22 protein-coding genes and 4 pseudogenes are annotated in these 25,065 nt (G+C 36.9%); 15 read left to right on the top strand and 11 right to left on the bottom strand.

Features of this window, described 5'->3' with window-relative positions; translation table 11 throughout:
- The first annotated feature begins 28 nt into the window (after nt 1-28).
- Nucleotides 29-853 carry an endonuclease/exonuclease/phosphatase family protein gene (locus A5849_RS13555; RefSeq protein WP_002291317.1) on the top strand — a complete coding sequence of 275 codons (825 nt, stop codon included), beginning with the start codon at nt 29-31 and terminating at the stop codon, nt 851-853.
- A gap of 320 nt (nt 854-1,173) precedes the next feature.
- Here A5849_RS13555 and A5849_RS15000 read toward each other — a convergent pair whose 3' ends face one another.
- On the bottom strand, nt 1,174-1,335 hold the full coding sequence (locus A5849_RS15000) for a hypothetical protein (protein WP_002291320.1): 162 nt from the start codon (nt 1,333-1,335) through the stop codon (nt 1,174-1,176).
- A gap of 66 nt (nt 1,336-1,401) precedes the next feature.
- On the opposite strand from A5849_RS15000, the gene A5849_RS13550 reads away from it, so the two are divergent.
- From A5849_RS13550 to A5849_RS13505, 9 genes and pseudogenes are all read left to right on the top strand, one after another.
- Nucleotides 1,402-1,713, top strand: a complete 312-nt coding sequence (locus tag A5849_RS13550) for a PadR family transcriptional regulator (protein WP_002291321.1) — start codon at nt 1,402-1,404, stop codon at nt 1,711-1,713.
- An 11-nt stretch (nt 1,714-1,724) separates the two neighbouring features.
- Nucleotides 1,725-2,353, top strand: a pseudogene (locus A5849_RS13545) (DUF2812 domain-containing protein).
- Nucleotides 2,354-2,399: 46 nt separating this feature from the next.
- Complete coding sequence (locus tag A5849_RS13540) at nt 2,400-3,614, top strand: IS256 family transposase (protein WP_256924104.1); 1,215 nt, start codon at nt 2,400-2,402, stop codon at nt 3,612-3,614.
- Nucleotides 3,615-4,149: 535 nt separating this feature from the next.
- Nucleotides 4,150-4,722 carry a Dps family protein gene (locus A5849_RS13535; RefSeq protein WP_002292150.1) on the top strand — a complete coding sequence of 191 codons (573 nt, stop codon included), beginning with the start codon at nt 4,150-4,152 and terminating at the stop codon, nt 4,720-4,722.
- 144 nt (nt 4,723-4,866) lie between these two features.
- The gene (locus A5849_RS13530) at nt 4,867-5,571 is read left to right on the top strand and encodes a Crp/Fnr family transcriptional regulator (protein ID WP_002292156.1); all 705 of its coding nucleotides are present in this window, start codon (nt 4,867-4,869) and stop codon (nt 5,569-5,571) included.
- 228 nt (nt 5,572-5,799) lie between these two features.
- Nucleotides 5,800-6,132 (top strand): hypothetical protein, encoded by a 333-nt coding sequence (locus A5849_RS13520; protein WP_002333410.1) that lies wholly within the window; start codon nt 5,800-5,802, stop codon nt 6,130-6,132.
- On the top strand, nt 6,123-6,977 hold the full coding sequence (lgt, locus tag A5849_RS13515) for a prolipoprotein diacylglyceryl transferase (RefSeq protein WP_002316705.1): 855 nt from the start codon (nt 6,123-6,125) through the stop codon (nt 6,975-6,977). Before A5849_RS13520 ends, lgt begins: the two co-directional genes overlap by 10 nt.
- 146 nt (nt 6,978-7,123) lie before the next feature.
- Nucleotides 7,124-7,357, top strand: coding sequence for a heavy-metal-associated domain-containing protein (locus A5849_RS13510; RefSeq protein WP_002292161.1), 234 nt, complete (start codon nt 7,124-7,126; stop codon nt 7,355-7,357).
- Nucleotides 7,358-7,554: 197 nt separating this feature from the next.
- Nucleotides 7,555-9,459 (top strand): heavy metal translocating P-type ATPase, encoded by a 1,905-nt coding sequence (locus tag A5849_RS13505; protein WP_086310161.1) that lies wholly within the window; start codon nt 7,555-7,557, stop codon nt 9,457-9,459.
- A 359-nt stretch (nt 9,460-9,818) separates the two neighbouring features.
- On the opposite strand, the gene A5849_RS13500 is transcribed toward A5849_RS13505, so the two are convergent.
- The 3 genes from A5849_RS13500 to A5849_RS13490 all read right to left on the bottom strand — a co-directional run bounded on the left by A5849_RS13500 (nt 9,819) and on the right by A5849_RS13490 (nt 11,577).
- Nucleotides 9,819-10,259: an OsmC family protein gene (locus A5849_RS13500; RefSeq protein WP_002292163.1), complete on the bottom strand. Its 441-nt coding sequence runs from the start codon at nt 10,257-10,259 to the stop codon at nt 9,819-9,821.
- Between the two features lie 302 nt (nt 10,260-10,561).
- The gene (locus tag A5849_RS13495) at nt 10,562-10,801 is read right to left on the bottom strand and encodes a hypothetical protein (RefSeq protein ID WP_256924097.1); all 240 of its coding nucleotides are present in this window, start codon (nt 10,799-10,801) and stop codon (nt 10,562-10,564) included.
- A 95-nt stretch (nt 10,802-10,896) separates the two neighbouring features.
- Nucleotides 10,897-11,577 carry an IS6-like element IS1216 family transposase gene (locus tag A5849_RS13490; protein WP_001015311.1) on the bottom strand — a complete coding sequence of 227 codons (681 nt, stop codon included), beginning with the start codon at nt 11,575-11,577 and terminating at the stop codon, nt 10,897-10,899.
- Between the two features lie 264 nt (nt 11,578-11,841).
- Here A5849_RS13490 and A5849_RS13485 point away from each other — a divergent pair, with 264 nt between their 5' ends.
- The 4 genes and pseudogenes from A5849_RS13485 to A5849_RS13470 all read left to right on the top strand — a co-directional run bounded on the left by A5849_RS13485 (nt 11,842) and on the right by A5849_RS13470 (nt 14,283).
- The gene (locus A5849_RS13485; RefSeq protein WP_081119575.1) at nt 11,842-12,384 is read left to right on the top strand and encodes a ClbS/DfsB family four-helix bundle protein; all 543 of its coding nucleotides are present in this window, start codon (nt 11,842-11,844) and stop codon (nt 12,382-12,384) included.
- A gap of 157 nt (nt 12,385-12,541) precedes the next feature.
- A pseudogene (locus A5849_RS13480) lies at nt 12,542-12,916 on the top strand (conjugal transfer protein TrbL family protein); the annotation flags it as partial.
- Between the two features lie 16 nt (nt 12,917-12,932).
- Entirely contained in the window at nt 12,933-13,901 is a 969-nt protein-coding gene (locus A5849_RS13475) for a hypothetical protein (RefSeq protein ID WP_000122915.1), read from the top strand.
- 28 nt (nt 13,902-13,929) lie between these two features.
- Complete coding sequence (locus tag A5849_RS13470; protein WP_002339801.1) at nt 13,930-14,283, top strand: hypothetical protein; 354 nt, start codon at nt 13,930-13,932, stop codon at nt 14,281-14,283.
- 316 nt (nt 14,284-14,599) lie between these two features.
- Here A5849_RS13470 and A5849_RS13465 read toward each other — a convergent pair.
- The 7 genes and pseudogenes from A5849_RS13465 to A5849_RS13435 form a co-directional block, all read right to left on the bottom strand.
- Nucleotides 14,600-15,476: pseudogene (locus A5849_RS13465) on the bottom strand (IS30 family transposase).
- A 170-nt stretch (nt 15,477-15,646) separates the two neighbouring features.
- Nucleotides 15,647-17,308, bottom strand: coding sequence for an aspartate-alanine antiporter (aspT, locus tag A5849_RS13460; RefSeq protein WP_086310160.1), 1,662 nt, complete (start codon nt 17,306-17,308; stop codon nt 15,647-15,649).
- A 13-nt stretch (nt 17,309-17,321) separates the two neighbouring features.
- Nucleotides 17,322-18,908, bottom strand: coding sequence for a bifunctional aspartate transaminase/aspartate 4-decarboxylase (locus A5849_RS13455; RefSeq protein ID WP_002326135.1), 1,587 nt, complete (start codon nt 18,906-18,908; stop codon nt 17,322-17,324).
- 140 nt (nt 18,909-19,048) lie between these two features.
- Nucleotides 19,049-20,008 (bottom strand): annotated as a pseudogene (locus A5849_RS13450) (IS30 family transposase).
- A gap of 184 nt (nt 20,009-20,192) precedes the next feature.
- Nucleotides 20,193-20,582 (bottom strand): YxeA family protein, encoded by a 390-nt coding sequence (locus A5849_RS13445; protein WP_241508387.1) that lies wholly within the window; start codon nt 20,580-20,582, stop codon nt 20,193-20,195.
- Nucleotides 20,583-21,358: 776 nt separating this feature from the next.
- Entirely contained in the window at nt 21,359-23,164 is a 1,806-nt protein-coding gene (locus A5849_RS13440; protein WP_081117292.1) for an FtsX-like permease family protein, read from the bottom strand.
- 13 nt (nt 23,165-23,177) lie between these two features.
- Nucleotides 23,178-23,930 (bottom strand): ABC transporter ATP-binding protein, encoded by a 753-nt coding sequence (locus tag A5849_RS13435; RefSeq protein ID WP_086310159.1) that lies wholly within the window; start codon nt 23,928-23,930, stop codon nt 23,178-23,180.
- A gap of 288 nt (nt 23,931-24,218) precedes the next feature.
- Between A5849_RS13435 and A5849_RS13430 the strand changes: the two genes are divergently transcribed.
- Nucleotides 24,219-24,869: an LPXTG cell wall anchor domain-containing protein gene (locus tag A5849_RS13430; protein ID WP_086310158.1), complete on the top strand. Its 651-nt coding sequence runs from the start codon at nt 24,219-24,221 to the stop codon at nt 24,867-24,869.
- Nucleotides 24,870-25,065 lie beyond the last annotated feature (196 nt).

Genomic DNA, 25,065 nt, shown 5'->3' with positions numbered 1-25,065 from the left:
GACCCATCCCATTAAGAAGGAGAATTATATGAAAATAATGACGTTGAATACGCATAGCTGGTTAGAAGAGGAACCACAAGAAAAATTAAAACAGATCGCTCAAAAAATCTGTCATGAACAATATGATGTGATCGCATTGCAAGAAGTCAATCAAACGATGGACGCAAAAGGACTAACCAGTGAGCAGCTGAAGAATTTTAGTCAGGTGCAGGAACAAACGCCTGTCCGCTCGGATAACTTTGCCTATTGCTTGATCCAGCTCTTAGCAGAACAAGGTGAAACTTACTATTGGAGTTGGGAAATGAGTCATATCGGCTATGCTATCTATGAGGAAGGCAATGCGCTTCTTTCCAAACAACCACTAACTAGTCAAACGCACCTAGTCTCCGAAACAAAAGAAAAAGAGGATTACCATACTCGAAAAATATTAGTAGGTCAAACCTCTGTCAAAACACAATGTATTACTGTAGCAAGTTGTCATTTTTCTTGGTGGGTAGATGAAAAAAGCGGATTTGCATTTGAGTGGAAAGAATTAGAAGCAAGTTTAGCGCCTCTTACAACACCACTGTATCTATTAGGGGATTTCAACAATCCTGCTGAAGGCAGCGGGTACGATTTAGTGGCAAAAAGTCAGTTGCCTATTCGTGATGCTTATCCAATCGCGCAAAAAAAACAAGCTGAAGCAACGATCGAAAAGAGAATCGATGGCTGGGAAAACAATAAAGAGGGGCTACGTATCGACTATATTTATGTACCACAAGATTGCTTTGTTACAAGTTATCAACGTATTTTTGACGGGGAAAATGGCCCGATTGTCAGTGATCATTATGGGGTAGCAGTCACGTTGGAGTGAAGAGAAACGAAGGAATATTGTCACAATAAGAATATGGGACAAATCTAAAAACCAGGTTTGCTACAGACTCTCGAATAAACGACGGGAGCAGAAGCAACTCCTTCTTAAATAAGCCGAAATGAACAAAAATTTGAAAAGCAATTTTCGTTCATTTCTTCTTATTTCTCAGAGTTAAACACTTCTGTCCTAACCTCTCTCAAATAAACGACGTCCGAAAGGCAGGTTTTTCGGAAATTTAAAAAAAACGAGCAATACAAAAAATGTATTGTTCGTTTTTTCTCTAATTTCTCATAAACGATTTTTGTCTCGACCTCATTTTTTTATGAATGTATCCGACTTCTAATAAACATGATGAATAAAATCAGCCAACCAATGAAGGTCAACCCGATGATGAAATAAAAGAAGAGCGGCAAGTCATAATATAAGGTGATCTCATTGATACCATTATGCTGTTTGACGATTGGCGTACCGATGTCTGTCAATTCATATACTATGTATATAGTTAAGCTTTATATAATGGAACTGTATATTAAGAGGAGTGTCTTTATATGATTAGAAATCCATATTTACCTTTAACTGAAACAACTTTTTATATTCTGCTAGTTTTAACTACACCTGCTCATGGATATGCTATTATTCAAGAAATTGATAAGTTAAGCGAGGGATCAGTTAAGGTAGCTGCTGGAACTATGTACGGAGCGATTGAAAATTTACTTAAACTTAATTGGATAGAAGAAATTCCAAGTAGGGAAAAAAGAAGAAGAGTTTACAAAATTACTGATCTGGGAGAAGAAGTTTTAAGACTAGAAATAGAACGTCTAGGAAGTTTGATTAAGCTATCTTCTGATTTTGGATATTAGGAGGAGATAACATGAAAAAATTTAGAATTTTCTTATCCTTAAAAAAAGAAGAAGAATGGATTAATTCTATACAAGAAGAAGGTTATAGGTTAGTTCAGTGGTGCCTATATATACTTTTGAAAAATTGGCTAGTAAAGAAACGTTTATTCCTTATGTGCGCCTTGATTTTAGAGAAAAAAGTATGGGAAAAATAAAATATGAAGATTATGTAACATTGTTTTCTGATAGTGGTTGGAAACTAATAAAGGGAAGTCGTTCTGGTGGCGCTCAGTATTTTCAGCAAGAATATCCTGATGTAACAAGGGACATATTTTCTGACACTGATTCTCAAGAAAGTGTAAAGAAAAGATATGTAAAATATGGTTATACTTATGGAACTCTATTTTTATTGTATTTCTTTATTTTTTTTAGTAGTAATTCTTGGAATTTGGATAAGATATTGAACTTTAAATCATGGTATTTTACCCAAGGTTTATGGGAAATGGAGGGTATGTGGTTTTGGAAAGCGTTCATTTTTGAAACTCCGTTTGTTTTACTCCATGTATTACCGTTATTTTTCTTTCTGTTTTTGGGTATCTATTATCTTTTACGTTCACTTATAAATGATGATTCAACAGTGATAACAAAATATTTTGTGTAAATAGAAAAAAGGAAGTCCCTTGTGTAGAATAGAGTTACCACAACACATTCACAGAAAAGAGGACTTCCATATGAACGATTTTACTACAGAAATTCTAAAGACTCTAGCGAACAAAGGCGATTTGAATGAATTATTCCGTGTCCATTTGGAAAAAGCTGTCAATACGCTTCTCAAAACGGAGTTAACGGCTTTCCTCGATTACGAAAAGTACGATCGCATTGGTTTTAACACGGGTAATTCTCGTAACGGCTCCTATGACCGTACAGTCAAGACCGAGTACGGGGAACTTCATCTCCAGATTCCGCGCGACCGCAATGGTGAGTTCAAGCAACAGACTGTTCCTGCTTATAGACGGACGAATGACACGTTAGAGGAGACCGTCATTCACCTCTTCCGAAAAGGTATTACCATGTCGGAAATCGCAGACTTGATTGAGAAAATGTATGGGCATCACTACACGCCCCAAACCATGTCCAATATAACAAAATCATTTACAGAAGAGGTAACGGCGTTTAAAGGGCGGGAGCTTCATGACCGTTATGCTGCTATTTATATGGACGCAACGTATATTCCGTTAAAGCGGAAAACCGTCGCCAAGGAAGCTATTCATATCGCAGTTGGCATTCGCCCGGACGGATCAAAGGAAGTATTGAGCTATGCGATTGCACCGACTGAATCCATCACGATTTGGGAGGAAATTTTATTGGACCTTCAAGAGCGCGGTTTGAAAAATGTCCTCCTGTTCATCACGGATGGCTTAAAGGGGATGGTAGGAGCGATTAGTCGGTTCTACCCCAAAGCCCGTTTTCAACATTGCTGTGTGCACGTTTCCCGTAATATTGTTCACAAAGTATGTGTCAAAGATCGAAAAGAAATTTGTGATGATTTTAAGGCTGTTTATCAAGCTAGCTCAAAGGAAGAGGCAAATACCTTTTTAGGGAGTATGATTGAGAAGTGGCAGAAAACTTATCCTAAAGTGACGCAGTCACTGATAAAAAATCAAGATTTATTGACTTTTTATGAGTTTCCGCCTGGTATCCGCCGAAGCATTTACTCAACTAATTTAATCGAATCTTTCAATAAACAAATCAAGAAATACAGCCACCGCAAAGAACAGTTCCAAAATGAAGAGTCGATGGAACGTTTCTTAGTCTCGTCTTTTGATACTTACAACCAAAAATTCCTAGGTCGCAGTCATAAAGGTTTCCAACAGGCCGAAGGCGAGCTCGAACAAATGCTGAGTCAACCGATGGAGAATTAGAAACAATCTACAGTAGGGAAGAACCATTTACACAAAATTATTGACGCTCCCAAGCTAAAACTCCTATTAATCGATCTACTAAAAATAAATAAAAAAATTCTTTTCAATTTTTATTTATGGTGTGACATAAATAAAGTAAAGTTATTCTTCTAGGTTAATCTTATTAATGCTCTTTCTCACTAGTGTTGCATGCAACACTAGTGAGAAAGAGTATTAAATATACTGCAAGGTAAGACATTTGGTAATTGAAGAATAACAAGCAAAAAAATAGCAGTCAGGTCTCTTGACAAAGTATAGTTGCTATTCTTTTTTTAGGCCCTACTTTAATGAAATTTTTGTTTGGAGGGAACGACTTCATTCCTTTGATTATTTCAGTTGAATTTAATAGAGAAGCCTGTCGTCTATTAAGAAATACTTTTCTTGATGAGCGTCAATTTTTTTAACGGAAATCTATCCTATACTAAATTCAGTAAAGAAAAAGGAGGAATCAAAGAAAGCTATTTTAAACAAACCAAAATTATAGGAGGAATAAATCATGACTGAAAATAAAGCTACTCAAGAAAGAACACCCCAAGAAAGATTGCAAGAAGAACAAGAACACAAGGAACATGTTCATCATACGAAAATTAATGCAGCGGCCATTGCGGATCATCTTTTAGGCAACATGCATACATTACATGTGAAACTGCACCAATATCACTGGTATGTAAAAGGAGCCAATTTCTTTACGTTGCATGAAAAATTTGAAGAGTTGTATAACGAAAATGAAAAATGGTTCGACAAACTTGCGGAGCGTCTAATTACTTCTGGGCATAAACCTGCTTCGACAACGGTTGAATTTGAAAAATATTCGATGCTTTCGGAAGATGCAGTTAATAAATACGCTAAAGCAGAAGACATGGTTGAAAATATTATCGAGGACTTCAGAAGCACTCGTGACCTAACTATTCGCGCGATTCGTTTAGCTCAAGACGAGGGTGACGATGCTTTAGAAGATACATTGATTGCTTTTAAAAATGACTTAGACAAGAACATTTGGATGCTGCAAGCGTTCATTGGTAAAGAAGCATTAGAAGATGATGACGCTCTTGATGAGGATGAAGATTAAGGTAAAAGTAGAAGCTGATTTAGGGATTGGAATTCTTTCCAGTCCTTTTTCCATTTTCTTGATGTGCATCAATTTTTTTGTAGTAAGAGACTTATATAATAAAAGCAGCGAATATAAACAAAATAAATAAAGGGGGAGAATGAATTGACTAAACATACCCATCATGAAATTGGCGACCACGCAGCCTGTATCCGCTTGGTTCCAATATTCAATCACTTAGAGGATAGCGCGATGAATTACATTGCTGAAAAAGCCCACACGAAACAGTATCAAAAAGGAGAGTTTCTGTTTCGTTCACAAGAAAAAGAGGATACTTTATATATTATCAATCGTGGGAAAATCCGTATTTATCGATTGGCAGACTCTGGCAAAGAGCAGCTAGTGCGGATCTTGAACCCTGGTGATTTCACCGGAGAATGGACCTTGTTCAACCCGGATGCAGTACACGAGGAATATGCCGAAGCAACCCGAGATACCGTTGTCTGTATGATTCAGCAAAAAGATGTCCAAGATTTTCTGGAACAATACCCAGCTATTTCTTTAAAACTATTGGCGGAAATGTCTAAACGGTTAGAAAGTTCAGAACGTCAAACGACACAAGTAGCCGTGGAGAGTGTCATTACCCGTTTAGTTTTGTTTTTGGCAGAAAATGTGGAACCTGAAATGGGCAACTCTCCCACCATCACCCTGCCGATGGCAAAAAAGGACATTGCTTCCTATTTAGGAACGACACCTGAGACCATCAGTCGCAAATTTGGAGAATTGGAGGACGAGGGATTGATTCAACAGCTGTCTGGGAAAAGGATCAAGATTCAGGATTTAGATGATTTATTGCTTTACAGCGAATAATCGGACACACTTTTTTCTACACGTTGGTGTTCTGTCGCTCTTCATTAACAACGGGACAGAACTCAGTGCTTTTGCTTCCATCTGTCCGTTTTTGGCTTTTTTAAGACAGAACGACCTTCATTCATTGGAAAAATAAAAGCACAAACATGATAACCCTCAAGTTTTTTTGTTTTATTTTTCTTTAAGATAGGGTTGTCGAACAAAACGTAAAAATAAGTAGGGGTGAATGTGCATTGTTTTTGGGTGATAGTTGCCATCACGTTGTCAGCAGCGGGTGCATTCTTTGTCGTCCCTTTCACCAAGAACACGATTGGCGGCGAAGCAAAAACGTCTAACGTTGTTGAGGCAGATAGGTTAGCTATGGAAAAAGAAGAGGAAGTTGTAAAAGGAGCCGGCGTAATCGTACACGGAAAAGTGGCGTATTACGAAGCGAGTGACCAGGGAGATAAAAGTGTATTCACTGTTTGGTTTCCATGGAGCTTAGCCGGAATCTTGTTCAGCATCACCATGACTAGAATGACGCGAAAAATTGAAGAAATGGAGCAAATAGAATGGGATTAGTATTAGGCGTTTTGAATCCCCATGTGGTGGAGATTGGTTCTGTTGTGATTCATTGGTATGGAGTCATTATTGCAGCGGGCATATTAGCGGCTCTCCAGTTGAGCACCAAGGAAGCAAAGAAAAAAGGACTGGAAGAGGATACCATTATCGATATGGCCTTATGGGCAATTCCGATTGGACTCCTCGGCGCTCGGCTTTATTATGTGTTATTTGAACTTGGTTATTATCTGCAAAATCCAGGACAAATCCTTGCGATTTGGAATGGCGGCATTGCGATTTATGGGGGATTGATTGCAGGAGGGGGTACGCTATATTGGTATGCAAAGAAAAAAGGTACTTCTTTGGCACTCGTTCTTGATATTTTAGCGCCCAATGTATTGTTAGCCCAGTCCATTGGTCGTTGGGGCAATTTTATGAATCAGGAAGCTCATGGTGGACCGGTTACTCGTCAATTCTTGGAAAATCTTTATTTACCTGAATTTATCATTGAACAAATGAATATCAATGGTACCTACTACCATCCGACTTTTTTATACGAGTCATTGTGGAGTTTGTTGGGCTTTGTCCTCATCGTCACTATACGGAACCGAAAACAGCTTTTGCGTCAAGGAGAAGTCGCTTTGAGTTACGTTTTGTGGTACTCAGTGGGTCGGTTCTTCATTGAAGGTATGCGAACGGACAGTTTATGGATTGGCGAGTGGATCCGCGTTTCGCAAGCCTTGTCTCTGGCCCTGTTTATTGGCGCGATTGTAGTATGGTTTATACGCAGACAAAATTATCCACCAATTTCTTATTATTCTGATGGCAATAAGGGGCAGAAAAAGACTATTAAGATGGTGAATTGAGCAAAAAGATAAAAAGAAGTGCAAAACTTGATATGCGTCAATTTTCGTTTGCTAAAAGTGAGCTATATTACAGTTGTAAAGAGGAAAAGGCAGTGTTCATTAATCTGCTGCCGATAAAATAAAAACACATAAAGGAGATAGGAATTATGGAAAAAGCTATATTGCAATTAGAAACGTTGTCTTGTCCAAGTTGTATGCAAAAAATTGAAGGTGCCGTAAAATCAGTTAACGGTGTTGATAAAGACAGCATTAAAGTATTATTCAACTCCAGCAAAGTCAAAGCCAATTTTGATTCAGCTGTCACTTCGATTGAAGAGATTCAAAAAGCTATCGAAAACGTAGGCTATCCGGTCCTTAAAGCAAAAGTCAAGGCCGCTTAACAGATTAAATGAACTAGGCGATTCTGGAAGAAAAGCTATTTTTCCAGGATTGCTTTTTTTGTTGCAATCCGATTCGAGGTGCTTAGAAACGATAAAAGAGAACTTTCTAAACTTGATGTCAGTCAATTAATTACTTAGGCAATTATCTTATACTGTGTTTATCAATAAAAGAGAAATTAAATTTGGAGGGAAAAAGCATGCAACAATATATATTAAGCAAGAAAAATGTTATCACCGTCATCAGTGGATTGTTAATCGTACTCGGTTTCTTCAGTCACTTTGTTTTAGAAAACGTAGGACTTTCAGAGTGGTCTTTGATCATCGCCTCTGTCTTTGGGATTACGCCAATTGCCATTCAAGCGTTTCAAGCAATGAAAGTCAAAGTCATCAGTATTGATGTCTTAGTCAGTATTGCAGCGATTGGTGCGCTTTTTATTCAAAATTATGAAGAATCGGCTATCGTTACGTTCTTGTTCTTGTTCGGACATTATTTGGAACAGCGTACATTGAACCAGACACGTTCAGCAATCAAAGAATTAACCGACATGGCGCCAGAAAGTGCCTTGGTCCAAACAGAAGACGGAGAATTTGAAGAAGTGGATGTAGATGATGTAGATGAAGGAGATGTTCTGCTTGTCAAAACTGGTGCGAAAGTTCCAGTAGATGGAACCGTTCTGACAGGCGAAGGGTATATCAACGAAGCCAGTATCACAGGAGAATCCGTTCCTGTCACAAAAACAGAAGGCAGTGAAGTCTTTGCCGGTACGATATTGGAAAATGGCACCATTCAGATTCGGGCAGACAAAGTCGGAGAAGACACCACATTCGGTAAAATCATTGAACTTGTGGAAGAAGCGCAAGATTCTAAATCAGAAGCAGAGCGCTTTATTGACCGCTTTTCTAAATGGTATACCCCAACTGTTTTGGTTCTGGCATTCATTGTCTGGGCAATGACCCAAAACGTTGAATTGGCGATTACGATCTTAGTCCTAGGCTGTCCAGGTGCATTGGTCATTGGGGTTCCGGTCTCCAACGTAGCCGGAATCGGAAACGGTGCACGCAATGGAGTTCTTTTGAAAGGAAGCGAAGTCATCAATGACTTCAGCAAAGTTGATACGATTGTGTTCGACAAAACAGGAACGCTGACTGTCGGTAATCCTGAAGTCGCGGAAACAGAAGTGTACGGAGACAATGTAGAAAAAGCCTACAGTTATTTAGCCAGCGTGGAGACTGAATCAGACCATCCACTAGCCAAGGCCGTCCTCCAGCATACCGGCAAGGTAGAACTGTTCCCGGTAGAAGACACAGACGTCGTCAAAGGCGGCGGCATTGTCGCTCAAGTGGACGGACACCGCATCGCGGTTGGAAATGTGGCGTTGATGGAAAAAGAAAATGTGCAGTTGAGTAAAAAAGCGCAGAAAGACGTCAAACAATTCGAGAAAAATGGGAACTCCTTAGTATTGACAGCAGTCGACGGGGAATTGAAAATTCTGATGGGAATCCGCGACCAAATCCGTCCAGGAGTGAAACAAGACTTGCAGGAATTGAAGAATTTAGGCGTGAAAGATTTAGTGGTTCTTTCCGGCGACAACCAAGGCACAGTGGACCGGATTGCGCGTGAACTGAACCTCACCGAAGCGCACGGGCATATGCTGCCGGAAGACAAAGCGGCTTATATTGAAAAACTCCAGCAAAAAGGGCACACGGTCGCCTTTGTCGGGGACGGTGTCAATGACAGCCCGTCCTTGGCGCTAGCAGATATCGGGATTGCAATGGGAAGCGGAACGGACGTAGCGATTAAAACATCCGATGTCGTTTTAATGAACTCGAACTTCAGCAACTTGCCCCACGCATTAGGATTAGTAAAAGCCACCGCAAATAATATGAAACAAAATATCGTGATTTCAGTTGGAGTAGTGTTGGTCTTGTTGACCAGCGTCTTCTTCAGCGAATGGATGAATATGTCTATCGGAATGTTGGTTCATGAAGGTAGTATCTTGGTGGTAATTTTCAATGGCATGAGATTAATGAAGTATAAGTTGAAAGGTCGGAAAGAACAAAAAGAAGTATCAGTACCTGCAGAGAAAGTAAAAATATCTTAAGAATAAATTAGAAGAGGCTGAGACAATAGTCCATCCTTGAAATGACAAAAGCGGAAACTCAGATTTTTAAATCTGGGATTTTCCGCTTTTTTGAGTTCTTGAAAAAAAAATAAGAGTATAGAGTATGTTCTTTATAAAATTAATTTTCGTGTAAATGATTAAAAAATTTAATAATAAAATTTAAATTCCTATTAAGTTGTAACACATGAAATTGCTTAAAATAATGTATTTAAAATCTTGATTTAACTAGTTTTTTTCTCTCGTCTTTTTTATAGATATGTATACCTTCGAAAAGACAAGAAATAAAATAGAAATACCTGTTTAGTGCAAAATGAGAAGAATCTTTTTTAATTCATAGTTTATAATTTATGGATTTCTGATTTAGTCGTAGGTGCATTTTTAATGGTATCAGCTACCGGACAAGTACGATCAATAAATGCGATAAAATCTGAAATCTCTTCATCAGTATTATCAGCTTCAATATAAAATTTAGATACGATTGCAGAATAGCCTATTTTAGCTGCTTTATTTTTTCCTATAAAACCATCAGGATCTAATACTCCATCTATCTCTACACGGATATCGTTTAAATTTATGCCCTGCACTTTAGCGAAAGACCGAGCTACAATAACTTTACATGCTCCAAGAGAGGCTAATAAAGCTTCAATCGGATTCATCCCTTCATCTGATCCACCTAAATTTTTTGGTTCATCCAAAATAAATTCAAAATTCCTGGATGTACATGAAACTTTCATTCCACCAATTGACTGAGCTACTGCATGAAATGTTTCTTTTGCCATAAAAATAACCTCCTTTTAATTTAATAACTTTATCGTATCATGAAAGCGTTATTTTTACCTGCATAGTCACATGAGAAACAGAAAAATTTATATTTTTGAATTTTTTTTGCAAAAAATAAAAATCTTTTGTGCAATTGAATAGGTTAATGCATGGAAAAAAGCAGCAAACATAAATCAAAGTGGATCCTATAGAATAGACACTAAAAAAAGTGCCTTTATAGGGTCCTTTTCAATCCATTTTAGTTTCATAAGGTTTCTTTTTTTTAAATGTCCTTGACATAGAATCCATTTCAATTCTTCGATTAGCTAAATTTTTCTAAAGTCTGTGTATATAGTTCAATAATTTCTTCACGACTAATTTGATTTCTTTTCTCCTTATACCAAAAGACGGATTGAATCGTGATCCCCATAATGATCTGTCCTTTATAACTAAGCTCTATGGGTAATTCTTCGTCACTAGCTCCTTTTTTTATGCGGTTACCTAGCATGCTCTTCCCGTACTCGCGCACACTTTCAAGTTCAAAAATGATATTAGCATTCATTTGAATACTGAAAATGAGATATAAGAGATTATCAAATTGATGGTTCTGTTGCAAAGTTTTAAATAAAGAATAAAATCCCTTACGGTATCTATGATTTAAGCTGGGATTCCCAATAATACCTTGATTTCAGTACAGACCGAAAACCCGAAGAGAGTGCCTTCTTTTCGGGTTTTCTTATATAATCCTCGGATGGCTTCCATGCCTTTAATCGTGGTAGAGGCAGTGCGTAAACTTCGATAGAATTTATTGCGTCTCTTTACTGGACGATGGTCTTGTTCAATCAAATTATTCAGGTATTTAATGGTACGATGTTCTGTCCCTTGATAAAAGCCGTATTCTTTTAGTTTCTTAAAGGCACTTGTAATAGAGGGGGCTTTATCTGTGACTACAACCTTCGGTTCATCAAACTGCTTCACTAACCGCTTAAGAAAAGCATAGGCTGCTTGTGTGTCCCGTTTTTTACGTAACCAAATATCCAAGGTTAAACCATCTGCATCGATGGCTCGATACAAATAATGCCATTTTCCTTTAATTTTGATGTACGTTTCATCCATTTTCCATGAATAAAAGGATTTTTTATTTTTCTTTTTCCAAATTTGATAGAGTAGTTTGCCATATTCTTGCACCCAACGATAAATCGTCGTATGAGAAACGTTAATGCCACGATCATATAAGATTTCTTGAACTTCACGATAGCTAAGGTTATAACGAAGATAGTAGCCCACGGCTACAATAATCACATCCTGCTGAAATTGCTTTCCTTTAAAATGATTCATCGTCATTCCTCCTGCCATCTTTTTCTATTATTCTACCTTATTTGATAGTAGATTTAAAACTTTGCAACAGAACCAAACCTATGATAAACTTAGATTATCAGAATTTTCCAAATGATAATCTAAGTTGTTCAAGAATAGGGGCTGTATGATTTGGTCTATAAATTATGACCATTTAGGAAGTTTTAATCATATCAAAAGTAGAGAAAAAATATTCAAAGCTATATTTTCTTAAAATTTCCATTAGTCAAAGAGAGGAGATTAACTATGATAGACAAAAATGAGAAAGAGATTTTATTATTGAATAGCGAGAAAAATTTCAAAGAACTACTTGAAATAATTGAATCAGTACCGAAAAGTAAAAGAGGAATTTCTATTGAAACTCCAGAGAGAGATAAAAATTTTAGAGATGTTTTAATGCATCTTTATGAATGGCACGCAATGCTTGAGAGATGGTATAGAGAGGGTATGGATGGGGATATTCCTTTTATGCCAGCACCTGGTTATAAGTGGAGTAGTATTAAACTCCTGAATATACGGATTTGGGAGAACTATCAAGATGTGACATTAAATCAAGCTATAAAAAAATTGAAGTTAAGTCACCAAAGAGTAACAGACTTAATTAAAATACATACGAATGAAGAAATCGTGACAAAAAAATATTATAAGTGGACGAAAACAAGTAATTTGTTCAGTTATTTTACAGCGAACACATCTAATCATTACATTTGGGCTGTGAAAAAATGTGAAGTTATCGCAAAGGCTTTAAAAGAAATAGAAAATAAAAATTTTGTAAAAACGTCTACTTAAACGAACGAGGACTTTAATAGAGTAAACAAAAGGGAACTTCTAAAAATGGAAGTTCCCTTAATTCTCGTAAAAAATCAACAATATAATTTAACATAGCCTTTTTATAAAAACATTTCCTCTTGTTTTAAAAGCTGATCGAGAAATAAAGCACACAACGGTATTCTTTGCCTTTTCCATTGCCAAGTATTTTGTGGCGATTTGTGTTTTTTATGCTGATTTCTTGGTACTGACTATGTTAACACCATTAGTTGCCTTATCGCTTTTAACAGACGAACAAAATTACTTTCAAATATGGATCAAAGAACTGTTATCCGAAGCACTCACAATGCTTATTAAGCTTATTTTGTACTTACTCATGATTACACTCATGATTGCTGAAAAATACACGTTACCAAACTTTATGTTAATGGTTGGTTGTGGCTTGTTGATTATCAAAACACCGTCTGCCCTACAAAATATGTGGTATTCAACCAAAGTGTCAAAAGGTGGCGGACTTGGAAACTTAGCAATGATGGCTATGTTTAGAAAATAAGAGAGGGGGATAACGATTGTCTTATTATTTTGAAATACGAATTATTCTTCCCGAAGAAGAAAAACAATTTTTGAATCGAAAATTAAGTAAAAGCGAATTATCCGAAGTCACACACTATTTACAACAAAAGACAAGTCGAGGAATTCCAGTTAAATTTCGTGTAGGTATTTTTAGAGTAGAAGATCAAACAAAAATTATGTCTGTTACGCTGAATACAAAAAATACCAAAGAAACGGACGTAATTAACTTGTTATTAAATCGAGTAACAGATCAACACGTTTTAGTTTACTTGAATGAACCAACAGAACCAACGCTTAATACGCAAGAATTAAATCGTCAGGAGTTAAAAACGAGTAATGAACGCCAAGAAATACCGCAGACAGAAATTCCAACTGAAACAGTAAATGAACCTAGTGTTATTAAGGAAATATCGAAAAAGAACCAAGCAAAACAAACGAATAGTAGAAAAGAATCACTATCAGAATCCATAACCAAGAAAAATGTTCCCAGAATTCATTTGTTCATATCTATTTTGACTCTTTTTATTGTATTATTGATAGGAATAAGTGTTTTTCAACAAGTACAACTTCAATCAGTCAAAAAAGAGAGCGAATTATTGGAAGAACAAATTGAACGTGTCAAAGAAACGGATATTTCTCAATCGAAAATAGATACTTTTGGAAGATACTTTTTGACTTACTATTTTTCACAGGAAAAAAATCAAGAAAATTATCAGTCAAGTTTAAGAACATATGTATCCGAAAAGGTAGATATATCCGATTGGAAAGCGTTAGGGAAAACGCTTAAGAGTGTCAATTACTATGGTAGTGAACAAACAAAAAAAGGGTATAACGTTGAATACCTTCTAAATGTTTCAGTAGACAATCGTAGTAAAATGCAAAAAATCACTTTTGAGGTTGAACCAACTAAAAACGGCTTTCTTGTGACAACTCAACCAAAACTTACAGACTTCTCTTTTAACTGAAATACGCTAAAAAGAGAGTGCTTAAACAATGGGAAAAATTAATTTAAATCAAATTTACACAGCAAAAGAAATGAGTGAAAGGATAGGTAAGAATAGAAATTACCTATCCCAAGCTTACCGTAACAACAAACATGAAATACTTAAAAATTTTAATTATCGAAAAATTGGTGGAACAATTATTTTCTCTGATAATCCCAATAATGATTTATCGCAATTGATTACAGCAAAAGAAGCAAGCCAGTTGTTAGGAAAGAATGATGAATACTTTGCCCACATTTATAAACGGTTTCCTCATAGACTAGAGGGAATCGATCACATTTATACAGGTAAAACATTATTCTTAACGAAAGAATCGCTAGAAATATTTCAAGCTAGAAAATGAACAAAGAAATGCACGGTAGGTATCCCACCATGCATTTCTTTGTTAGATTTAGCTGGGAGTTAACTTAAATAATAACCAGCTAATAATAATACCTACAATAATACCTAAGATAAAAAGGAGTATATATTTTTTATTCAAAAATATCACCACCCACAATATGAATTATTTATTTTCAAAGTATTTGAAAAACGAATTATACCTTTTTAACTATTATATGATACCGCTTTCTTTTTTACAATAATTATAATATTGTAGAAAAAATTAGAAAGATTAATAAAACAATGTCAGGTAAAGCATATTTATGATATATTAATTGTCAAATTAAGTTAGACAAGTCCTCTTTGCATATGTGACTCAAGAATACTTCTATTGGGGTTTTATAGTTTAATGATTTTCGAGGGATATTATTTCTTTTCGATGCAATAGATTGAATAAAAGATTCATCAACTTCGTTGAAATCCATTTGCTTTGGTAAACCATCTTTACGTAATAAACCATTAGAGTTTTCATTTAACCCTCTTTGTGATGGTGTACCAGGATCTGCAAAATAGATATCAATATCATTGATATTACTGATTGATTTCCAATTTGAAAATTCCTTTCCACAATCAAAAGTCATTGATTTGAATAGATGCTTAGGTACAGATTGCATCCATTGGTTCAAACGATTTTCAATATCTATAGCTCGTCTGCCTTCTGGCTGAAGAGTGATGATTACTTTAGATAATCGCTCAACGAGGGTAATAACAGCACTTTTGTGCTTTTTACCTACAATAGTATCCCCTTCAAGGTGGCCAAATTCTTGATTGAATTTAGAATAATCATTTCCTCTGTCACGAAGTGATCGACGAAAAGATTGTTTTCCCCGAGTTTCTTTGTGTCCGTTGGCTTTACGTTTTCCTTTCATAGGTAGGTGAGTCACTTCAAATACGCCTTGTTTAAACATACGATAAAGTGTACGCATAGAACAAGAAATAGAAAAATCTGCACGGCCAACAATCACATCAGGTGTCCAACCTTGAACAACCCTCTTTTGAATATATTCTGTTTGTTCATCTGATAAGATGGTAAACTTTATGAATCGTTTGTCTAGATCTATTCAATAGTACTGCGGTTTTGGCTACAGATTGATGATTATTATCATACGCCTCTATCATTGCAAGTTCATTTGATGTAAGATGGGTATAGGTCATTTGTCTTCACTCCTTATAATTCTTTTGCGGGAACTATCTTGAGTGTAGCACAAATGACTTTTTTATTTGTCTAGCTTAATTTTACAATCGGCGAATAATAATAGTGGCGCAAAAAAAACTTGGCTTGTTCTCTGTAAAAAGAGAGATAAGCCAAGATTTTTTATTTTTTTTTAACTCATTAACACGACTACCAATGGCCCTAAGACGGTCAAGAGGATGTTGCCGACTGCATAGGCTGGAGTGAAGCTCAGCGCGAAGATACTGCTGCCGGTCTCTTCATTGATGGCGTTCAAGGCGGCGGTGATAGTGCCGGCCCCGGTCAAGGACCCGATATTATCGATCGGATTGAGTTTCAAGACATAATTCCCAAACAGGAGTGTCACCAGATGGGGCACGATGGAGATGATCGCCCCGATCAAGAGGACGCTCCAACCCATTTTTTCCAAAGCGGGAACAAATTCCCGGCCGGCTTGCAAACCGACGACGGCGATGAATAGATTCAAACCGACGCTCTTTAAGAACCAGCGGGTGGAGGCGGGAATATTACCATGGTTGGCATGTTTGTCTTGGTACCAACCGAAGAACAAACCAAGGAATAATGCCCCGCCACCGGTCCCAAGGGTCAATGGGATCGTTCCAAGGGTAATCACGATCGTACCCAGTAAGATTCCCAAGACGATCCCGATAGAAAGGTAACTAACATCGGTTTCGGCACCATCGATCACTTCATAACCGAGACTTGGCAGGACTTTTTGGATCGCCCGCTGCGTACCCATGATGGTGATCCGATCATCGGCTCTTAGCGTCGTCAGATCAGTGATTGGTGCGCCATTGCGTTCGGCTTTAGTGATCATCACACCGGCGTCGATCAATTCTTCCACCGCATGATAATTGAAGACTTTGGTCAGCATCACCGTTGGACTTTTCAATTGGATTTTGCGGTAAGGTTTGCTTGGTAATTCTTTGATCGTGGGATTTTTCGCCATGAATTTCAAGAATTCATCAACATTGCCGACGATCACCAAGTAATCATGTTCTTGGATTACGACATCAGGGGTCGCGTCAAACAACTGTTGGTCACGGACGATCTCTTCTACGATAAAACGGCCTTGGTACATTTTTTCAAATTCTGCCACCGTTTTGCCGATGATCGGCGCGTTTGGACCGACATCAAAGACCCGCAAATTGATACTGCTGGCTAAAACAGAACTGCCTTGGCCAGTGAAGTCCAATTTTTCCATCATTTTTTTGGTTTCTTCTTTAAGGTTGATGCCTAAGATCATGGGGGCGATATTTTTCAAGAAGATCAAAACCCCTACCGTCCCAAAGACATAGGTCAAAGCATAGGCGATGGCGATCTCCGAGGTATAGGTATTCTTCAAAGCTGATGAAATATCCAGCCCATTGATCGCTGAAGTCGCGGTCCCGATGGTAGCGGACTGGGTTAAGGCACCGGAAATGATTCCGGCAGCTTCCCCGACACCGACTTTGAATACTTTAAACAAGGCCAGCGCGACCCCTAAACCAACGGCGGCAAAGAAGACACTTTGGATCACGATCTTCAGTCCGGTTTTCTTCAAGCTACGAACGAAGGCTGGACCAACTTCATAACCGATCGTGAAGATAAAGAGGTCAAAAAAGATATCCTTAACTACCGGATCGATTTTGAAGACGCCGATTTGGCCGATCAAAAGTCCCACGAGCAAAACCCCAACGGTCGAACCGAGAGAGAAACTCTTGATCCGGAATTTACCAACTAGATAACCTACCGCCAAACAAAGGAAGATCGTTAAGGCGGGTGTATTAAGCAAAAAATCTGTGACTGCTTTCATCTCTCATACCCCCTTAAGCTTTCTTGTAGGCTTCGTGGTATTCCGTTAAAAGTTCCAGGACTTGTTTCCCAATCAAGCGATAGTCTTCCGTTGGCAAGTTGGCTTCAGAGACCCGCAAGTCCCCAGCAGCGGCGCCAAATCCGACACCATCCATCAACACAACGCCATTCTTTTGCGCCAAATTCAATAAGAAATCGACTTGTTCGAAGTTGTTTTGCAAATATTCTCGGAAGTCTTTGCCATAGTGTTTTTCCGCTAGGCTGTAAACATCGATCAAGGAATAATATTTCGCGTTTTCCGGACTGTCATCTTTTGGCACACCCAGTGATTCAAAAAGATCGGTATAACGAGTGTCGACTAATTTTTTCGAGCTTTCGATATATGGATCCGTTTGGTCGCGATTGACTAAGTGGGTCAAGGAGAACAAGACTTCCATCATTTGTTGCGGCGTGGATAAACCAGACGTATGATACAGACCGATCGAGCGGCTGTCAGCTACCATCCGATCGATGAATTTCATTTTTTCCGGTTCCAATGTGACTAAGCTGTAGCGTTTGTGTAACGCTTTTTTGTTGTCATCAGAAAGTCCGGCGATCAGTTTATCAAAGACATTATCTTGATGGACCCCGATCACGCCTAAACGCCAACCCGTCGCGCCAAAGAGTTTCGAGAAGGAATAAACCAGCAAGGTATTGTGAGGTACCATACTATAGACGGTTTGGAAATTATCCACGAAGGTCCCGTAAACATCATCGGTAATGATCATCAAATTCGGATTTTTTTCCACGGCTTTTTGGATCTCTTTCAAAGCTTTGTCGTCAAAGGCTTTTGAGCCAGGGTTACTAGGATTGACGATGAAGAAAGCTTTGATGGATTCATCTTGCAATTTATCGATGGCTTCCGGTGAGATCTGCCAATTATTTTCTTCCGTTGAACGTAGATCGATCTCCACCATTTCGTAGTCGTTCAACTCAGGGATTTGTAGATAAGGCGTAAAGATCGGTGTATTGATAGCGATCTTGTCACCGGCCTTGATCAATTTGTTTTCTTTTAGGGAATTAAAAATATAAACGATCGCTGCTGTTCCACCTTCTGTTGGGAACAATTGCGTTTGGTCGGCTAGAGTGACACCGTTGTATAAAGCGGATTGGAGATATTGATTGATAATGACTTCTGCATTTTTCAAGACCCGACTTGGGACCGGATAATTATTCCCGATCACGCCGTCCACCCATTCCTTGACGACTTCATCCTGATCCAACTGTAGATCATCTTTCACATAAGCCAAGGTATCCATCAAAAATTGATCCGTCGCGTTTTTCTCTGGCTCTAAGAAAGCTTCAAAACGTTCCCGGATCCCTGCCAGTTCGGTATAACCCGCCAGGTCACCTTGATCCATCGTCCGCTCTGATTCTTGGATCCCGAATTCCACGATCCGTCCAAAAGCTAAGCGCGCTTTTTTATTGATCCAGTTAGGATTTCCGCGACCAGCGTTCAAGAAGATATTACTTTTCTGATTCTTTTGCGCCAGCTTCAACATTTGGTTACTGATCTCAAAAGCGCCGAGATTTTCTAATTTTTCTTCACTTTGCTTATCCAAATCAAACACATCCTTTTCTTTTTTTCGTACAAATCCAGACTACTAGAAATGAAAAAATCATGCAAACGATAACGCTTGAAAGAATTGATGAAAACTTGATTTATCACTATTTTTAACGAAGTCAGAAACCATATTAATTGTCAAATTAAGTTAGACAATTCCTCTTTGCATATGTGACTCAAGAATACTTCTATTGGTGTTTTATAGTTTAATGATTTTCGAGGGATATTATTTCTTTTCGATGCAATAGATTGAATAAAAGATTCATCAACTTCGTTGAAATCCATTTGCTTTGGTAAACCATCTTTACGTAATAAACCATTAGAGTTTTCATTTAACCCTCTTTGTGATGGTGTACCAGGATCTGCAAAATAGATATCAATATCATTGATATTACTGATTGATTTCCAATTTGAAAATTCCTTTCCACAATCAAAAGTCATTCATTTGAATAGATACTTAGGTACAGATTGCATCCATTGGTTCAAACGATTTTCAATATCTATAGCTCGTCTGCCTTCTGGCTGAAGAGTGATGATTACTTTAGATAATCGCTCAACGAGGGTAATAACAGCACTTTTGTGCTTTTTACCCACAATAGTATCCCCTTCAAGGTGACCAAACTCTTCTTCAAAAGAAGTATAGTCATTCGAACGTTCATGAATGGAGCGTCTAAATGCGTGTTTACCGCGCTTTTCTTGATGTCCATTGGGTTTTCGCTTCCCTTTCATCGGTAAATCAGAAAAATCAAATATACCCATTTTAAACATTCTATAAAGGGTACGGACAGAACACCCAATAGGAAACTCCCCTCGACCAATAATCACATCCGGAGTCCACCCTTGAACAACTTTTTTTCGAATGTATCCTACCTGTTCTGCTGGTAAAACGATGGAACGCCTCCCACATTTTGCCTTGTTTTTCTTGTAATTTTGGTAGTATTCCAATGCAGTATGTCCATCCTTCAAATAAGCGTAAACAGTATAGATTGTTTGTCTTGAACGTTTCAACATCTGAGCTGTTTTCGTAACAGATTGATGGGCTTTCGCATAAGCCTCTATCATAACAAGTTCATCTGGTGTAAGATGGGTGTAGGTCATTTGTACTCACTCCTTATAATTCTTTAGGCGGAACTATCTTGAGTGTAGCACAGATGACTTTTTTATTTGTCTAACTTAATTTTACAATCGGCGTAATAAAAAAGAAAAAAATAAATTCTAAGTATTAAGATTAAGTAAATAAATAACGCCATACTCATTCGTAAACAGTGAGTATGGCGTTATTTTATTTATTGTCTATAGCTTTTAATGCTTTCTCAGGCACTTGTTCTTTTTGAACTTCTTCGTAGGAATTAATATGAGTACCTTTGTTAGATAGTTTTAAATAGTGTCCTTTTTTTAATTCTTTACTGGAAGTAAATATAATTTTTCTAGTTTTACCAGTTTCATCCGCTGCAGTTTGAGTATAGCTATACATATCATCTTTATTGATATCATCATACGATTTAGTTTTAACATATACTTCGCTTTCACTAATGAACGGATTCAATTGGTCAACAACAGCACCAAGTTCTCCGGGGTTATTTTCATTATAAATTTTACTACCAAAAAAACCAATTACAATCACAGCAATTAAAGTCCCTATAGAAATAACAAATTTTTTTATATCATCCACCTCGCAGTTTATTTTATAAGATAATTATATCATATTGTCAAACAGATTTACTCATTCTAAAGACTTATATTGTCCTAAGACTATGTAACTATTGAAGATAAAAAAAGAAGTTGCGAAAATTGTTTGAATAGTGCTGCATGAAAGATACTTTTCTACTAGAATTGTCTAATTAAGTTCAATATTAAGAGTGTTTGTAAAAATTATAAAAATGAGATAAAGTATCTAATAAGTATTTTTTTAAACACTATTTTTTATTAAAAAGGTTTAAAGAATTGAAATTCTTATAGAGTTAAATTTTTTGTCATGATACCTTTGTTTAAAAGGAGGAAGAGACTTATGCTCTCATACACAATTTATTTTTTTGCAGTTTGGTTTATACCCTTAGCCATAATTATTTATGGAATTTATAAAAAATCAAAGAAGTTTTGGCTTACAGGAATTTGCTTAATTCCAATCTTCCTTATCGTTATGCCGGTAATAGCTATGTTTTTTGGTGGAGATAATATGTAAATTATTTTAGATGAGTCAAAAAAATTGACTCTTCGTAAAATTTTTCATGTTAGTTTTTCCATTCTTGTTATTCTATAGGCTGATTATTTAGCTTATTAACGATAGACTCAATTGGTTTATTGAAACATACGCTACCTAAAAAATAATTAATCGTCAAATGATTTTTGAACATAGGAACAACAAAAAAAGAAATGCTGTTAAATCAGCATTTCTTTTTTTGTTTATTCTAACTATCTGCGTTGGGCAAATCATAAATTATATAATGGTTATTTTTTATTTGATTCTAACACGATATTGGTATACAACCAAATGGTCACCATGTAATAAATGGCATAGAGAGCGATAAATATTCCAAAAGGTAACCAGAGATTATGATATGGATCAATCATTAATGTTGTGAACATTTGCAGACCGAATAAGACATGGATCATACCTAAAATACCAGGAACTAGGAATAACACACCGATTTCTTTGCGAATAGATTTTTTCAGTAAACTAGTTCGTGTACCAATTTTTTTCAACATAGTGTAACGTTGAATATCACTGTTCGCACCGGAAAGAATTTTGAACATCAAGCAGCTAGCTAACATTGTCAAGAAGGCGATTCCCAAAAAGAATCCCATGAATTCAAAGCCCGAAAAGATACTGTTGTAATTATCATATGCAAATACTCGTTGAGTGAAATTCATATCCGGGGTTTCAGAAGAGTTTGATATTTGATTTTCTTGTGCTAATTCATGCAATTCATCATAGTTAGACTGAAAATCTTTGACTTTTATCATTCGTAAACTGGATTCAGGATCATTCAAGCTATTAAAATCTGCTTGATCAACAATTCTGATTTCTTTGTTACGTTGATCAGGAAGTAAATATCGACGTAACTGGTTTTGTTGAATAGGATCTGTTGCTAATTGTTCACCAGAAACCTTGGTATATTGAATATTAACAGTAGGATCGTTGTAAACATAGATTAATAAGTTTGATTCATTAAATTCTTCTTTTACAAAGTAAATGTTGTCATTATTTTCCTTCATTATGTAGTTGACATCTGTGGTTGGGTTTAAAGCTGTGATTTTTTCATTAGAAACTGTCTGAGCATTATTCAGATATAAGTCATAAGGTGCTGCTGTTTTTGCCATTATTGGGATTTGATTTTTAAAGCCAAGACCTACTGTTAAAGCACCTAAAGCTAAAGCAAACAGCATTGCCACCATTGAGAGCATTTGGGTATAATCATGAACTCGGAAACTTAATTGAGAGAGGGTAAAATTGTTTAATTTTTTCAATGCAATCCTATCTGATTTTTTCAAGAAACTTAAGATTGTGGTTATTACTGATCGAAAAACAAGATACGTTCCCAAAACAATTGTTATTAGAGCAATTCCGATACCGAGCAATTGAAATTTCGACAAATCGCTCATCATATAGTAACCAATCGCCAATGAGCAGATACCTAACGCTGTTTGTAAAAATAATAAAATAGGACGCTGTTTGGATTGGGTCGGTGTGTTTGTTTCACGAATTAGTGTTAAAATGGATTTTTTTGAAATGGCTTTTGCATTGAAAATAGCAGCAATCAAAAAAAGAACTGAGAAGAAAATGATAGTAACTAATAGTGCTTGGGGGCTAAGTGCTGCATAATTGTTTACTTGTAGGTTCAATTGATTCACAAGTAAGGTATTTACGCCACTTGCCAAACCAATACCTAATAAAGAACCAACAGCAGTAGCGCCGATACCAACTAAAAAGGTTTCAATAAAAATCATCTGGGCGATTTTACGTCCTTTGGCACCTAACATCATAAACATAGCATAGTCTTTTTGTCTCATCGTCATCAAAAATGAGTTGGCGTACAAAATATAAGCAAAAGTAATGATTCCTAATAGCACAGAACCAAATCGAAAGATAAATACTACAACATTAATGGTCGTGTTGCTTTTTAAAAAGGCTTCATTACTAGCCATTGATTCAAACATATAGAAAATGGCTGAAGCCATGACTAAACCTGAAAATAGAACGATATAATCCTTTAACCGGCTTTTGATTCCGGTAAGTGATAATTTCCAAAGCATGTATTCTTCCTCCTTATTGTTCTAAGTTTCCTAGAATGATAAGGATCTTGCGATAAAATTCTTCGCGACTTTGATCCTCCCGTTTGACTTCTTGATGGATTTTTCCATCTTTAATAAATAAAATACGTTGGCAATAACTAGCAGAAAGGGGATCATGTGTCACCAATAAAATTGATACTTGGTCATTGATGTTCAAATCGTCCATCATATTCAGTAAGTCTTTTGCACTTTTTGAATCTAAGGCACCTGTCGGTTCGTCAGCAAAAAGAATCGTTGGTTCAGTGATTAGCGCTCGAGCAGCTGCTACTCGTTGTTTTTGACCGCCGGAGATTTCTGCCGGATATTTGTCAAGAATATGTGTAATGGACAAACGTTCTGCTACTTGTTTGATCCGTTGTTTGATTACTTTTGGTTTGACTCCTTGTAAAGATAGGGGAACAGCTATGTTTTCTGACGCTGTTAAGTTCTCTAAAAGATTAAAATCCTGGAAGATGAACCCTATCTCACGGCTGCGAAAATCTGCTAAGGCATCGCCTTTAAGTTTTCTAATGTCGTTGTTGTTGATGTGAATCGTACCTTGTGTCGAATGATCCAATGTTGAGAGAATGTTCAACAAGGTAGATTTTCCAGAGCCAGAAGCTCCCATGATTCCGATAAATTCCCCTTTATCAATATCAAAACTGATACCTTTCAATGCTTCAGTTTGTTTTTCGTTAGCTTTTCCGTATACTTTAGTTAGCTCATTGGCTTGAATAATTTTTTCCATTACTAAGTTATGCTCCTTTCAATTGTGTTAAAGCTTTTGCTGAAGTATCTTTTTATTTGACTTCTGTATAGGAGCTTCAATGAATGTCTTTATTAAAATTTTACACTCGTTCTCCTTATAATTTAATTGTATCATATTGTTGAATAGTAGCACTCATTCTGAGGGCTTATGTTTGTTTAAGACTATATCTGTAATTATATATAAAAACCCTATATTTAATGTCAGATAAAGCATATTTGTGGTATACTATTTATATAGACAAATATTAGTATTTAAGGAGAGAAGAAAATGAAAAAAATTGCCCTTTTAATACTTTTTAGTACAGCGCTATTGGTATCAGCACCGATTGTCAGTTTTGCAGACGAAACCGCAAGTAGCAGTGATGTTACTATCTTAGCCGATGATGATCCAGTCAATCCAGTAGACCCGACAGAACCGACAGAACCGACAGACCCGACTACTCCAGTTGATCCAGTCGATCCAGTCGATCCAGTCGATCCAGTCGATCCAACAGAGCCAACGGAACCAACAGAGCCAACGGAACCAACAGAGCCAACGGAGCCGACAGAGCCAACGGAACCAAGCAAGCCGACAGAGCCAACAGAACCAAGCAAGCCGACAGAGCCAACAGAACCAAGTAAACCAGTAGACACAAACCCAATCGAAAACCCAGTTAATACAGATACAGGCGTTGTGATTGTTGCAGTTGAAGATAGTAAACCAATCATTCAATTAGCAGACGGAACAACAAAGAAAATTGAAGCTAAAGAAATTGGCGCAAACGTTCAGAAAGACGGAACAGTAACGGTTAAAGGTTCAGACGGAAAAATGAAAGTTTTACCAAAAACAGGAGAAACAGAAAATATTGCATTGTCTGTCCTAGGGTCATTAATGGTATTAGGATCAGCATCAGCATTCATTTTTAAAAAGAGAATCTAATTAAGTATTTATAAAAGCATGGTCGCAAGTTTCACTAGCAGCCATGCTTTTATTGAATCATTGTAGGACATTTTAAAGATAATTGCCCACTTTAAAATTAAACATGTGCTTAGAATCGTTCTAGGCAACACCAATAACAACAGATAGAATCAGCAACTTGCTGATAAATTAAGATAAAAGCTAAAATCACTAATCA

The sequence above is a fragment of the Enterococcus sp. 10F3_DIV0382 genome (assembly GCF_002140245.1).
Taxonomy (GTDB): Bacteria; Bacillota; Bacilli; order Lactobacillales; family Enterococcaceae; genus Enterococcus_B; species Enterococcus_B lactis.
This window is presented reverse-complemented; position numbering and strand designations above follow the sequence as displayed.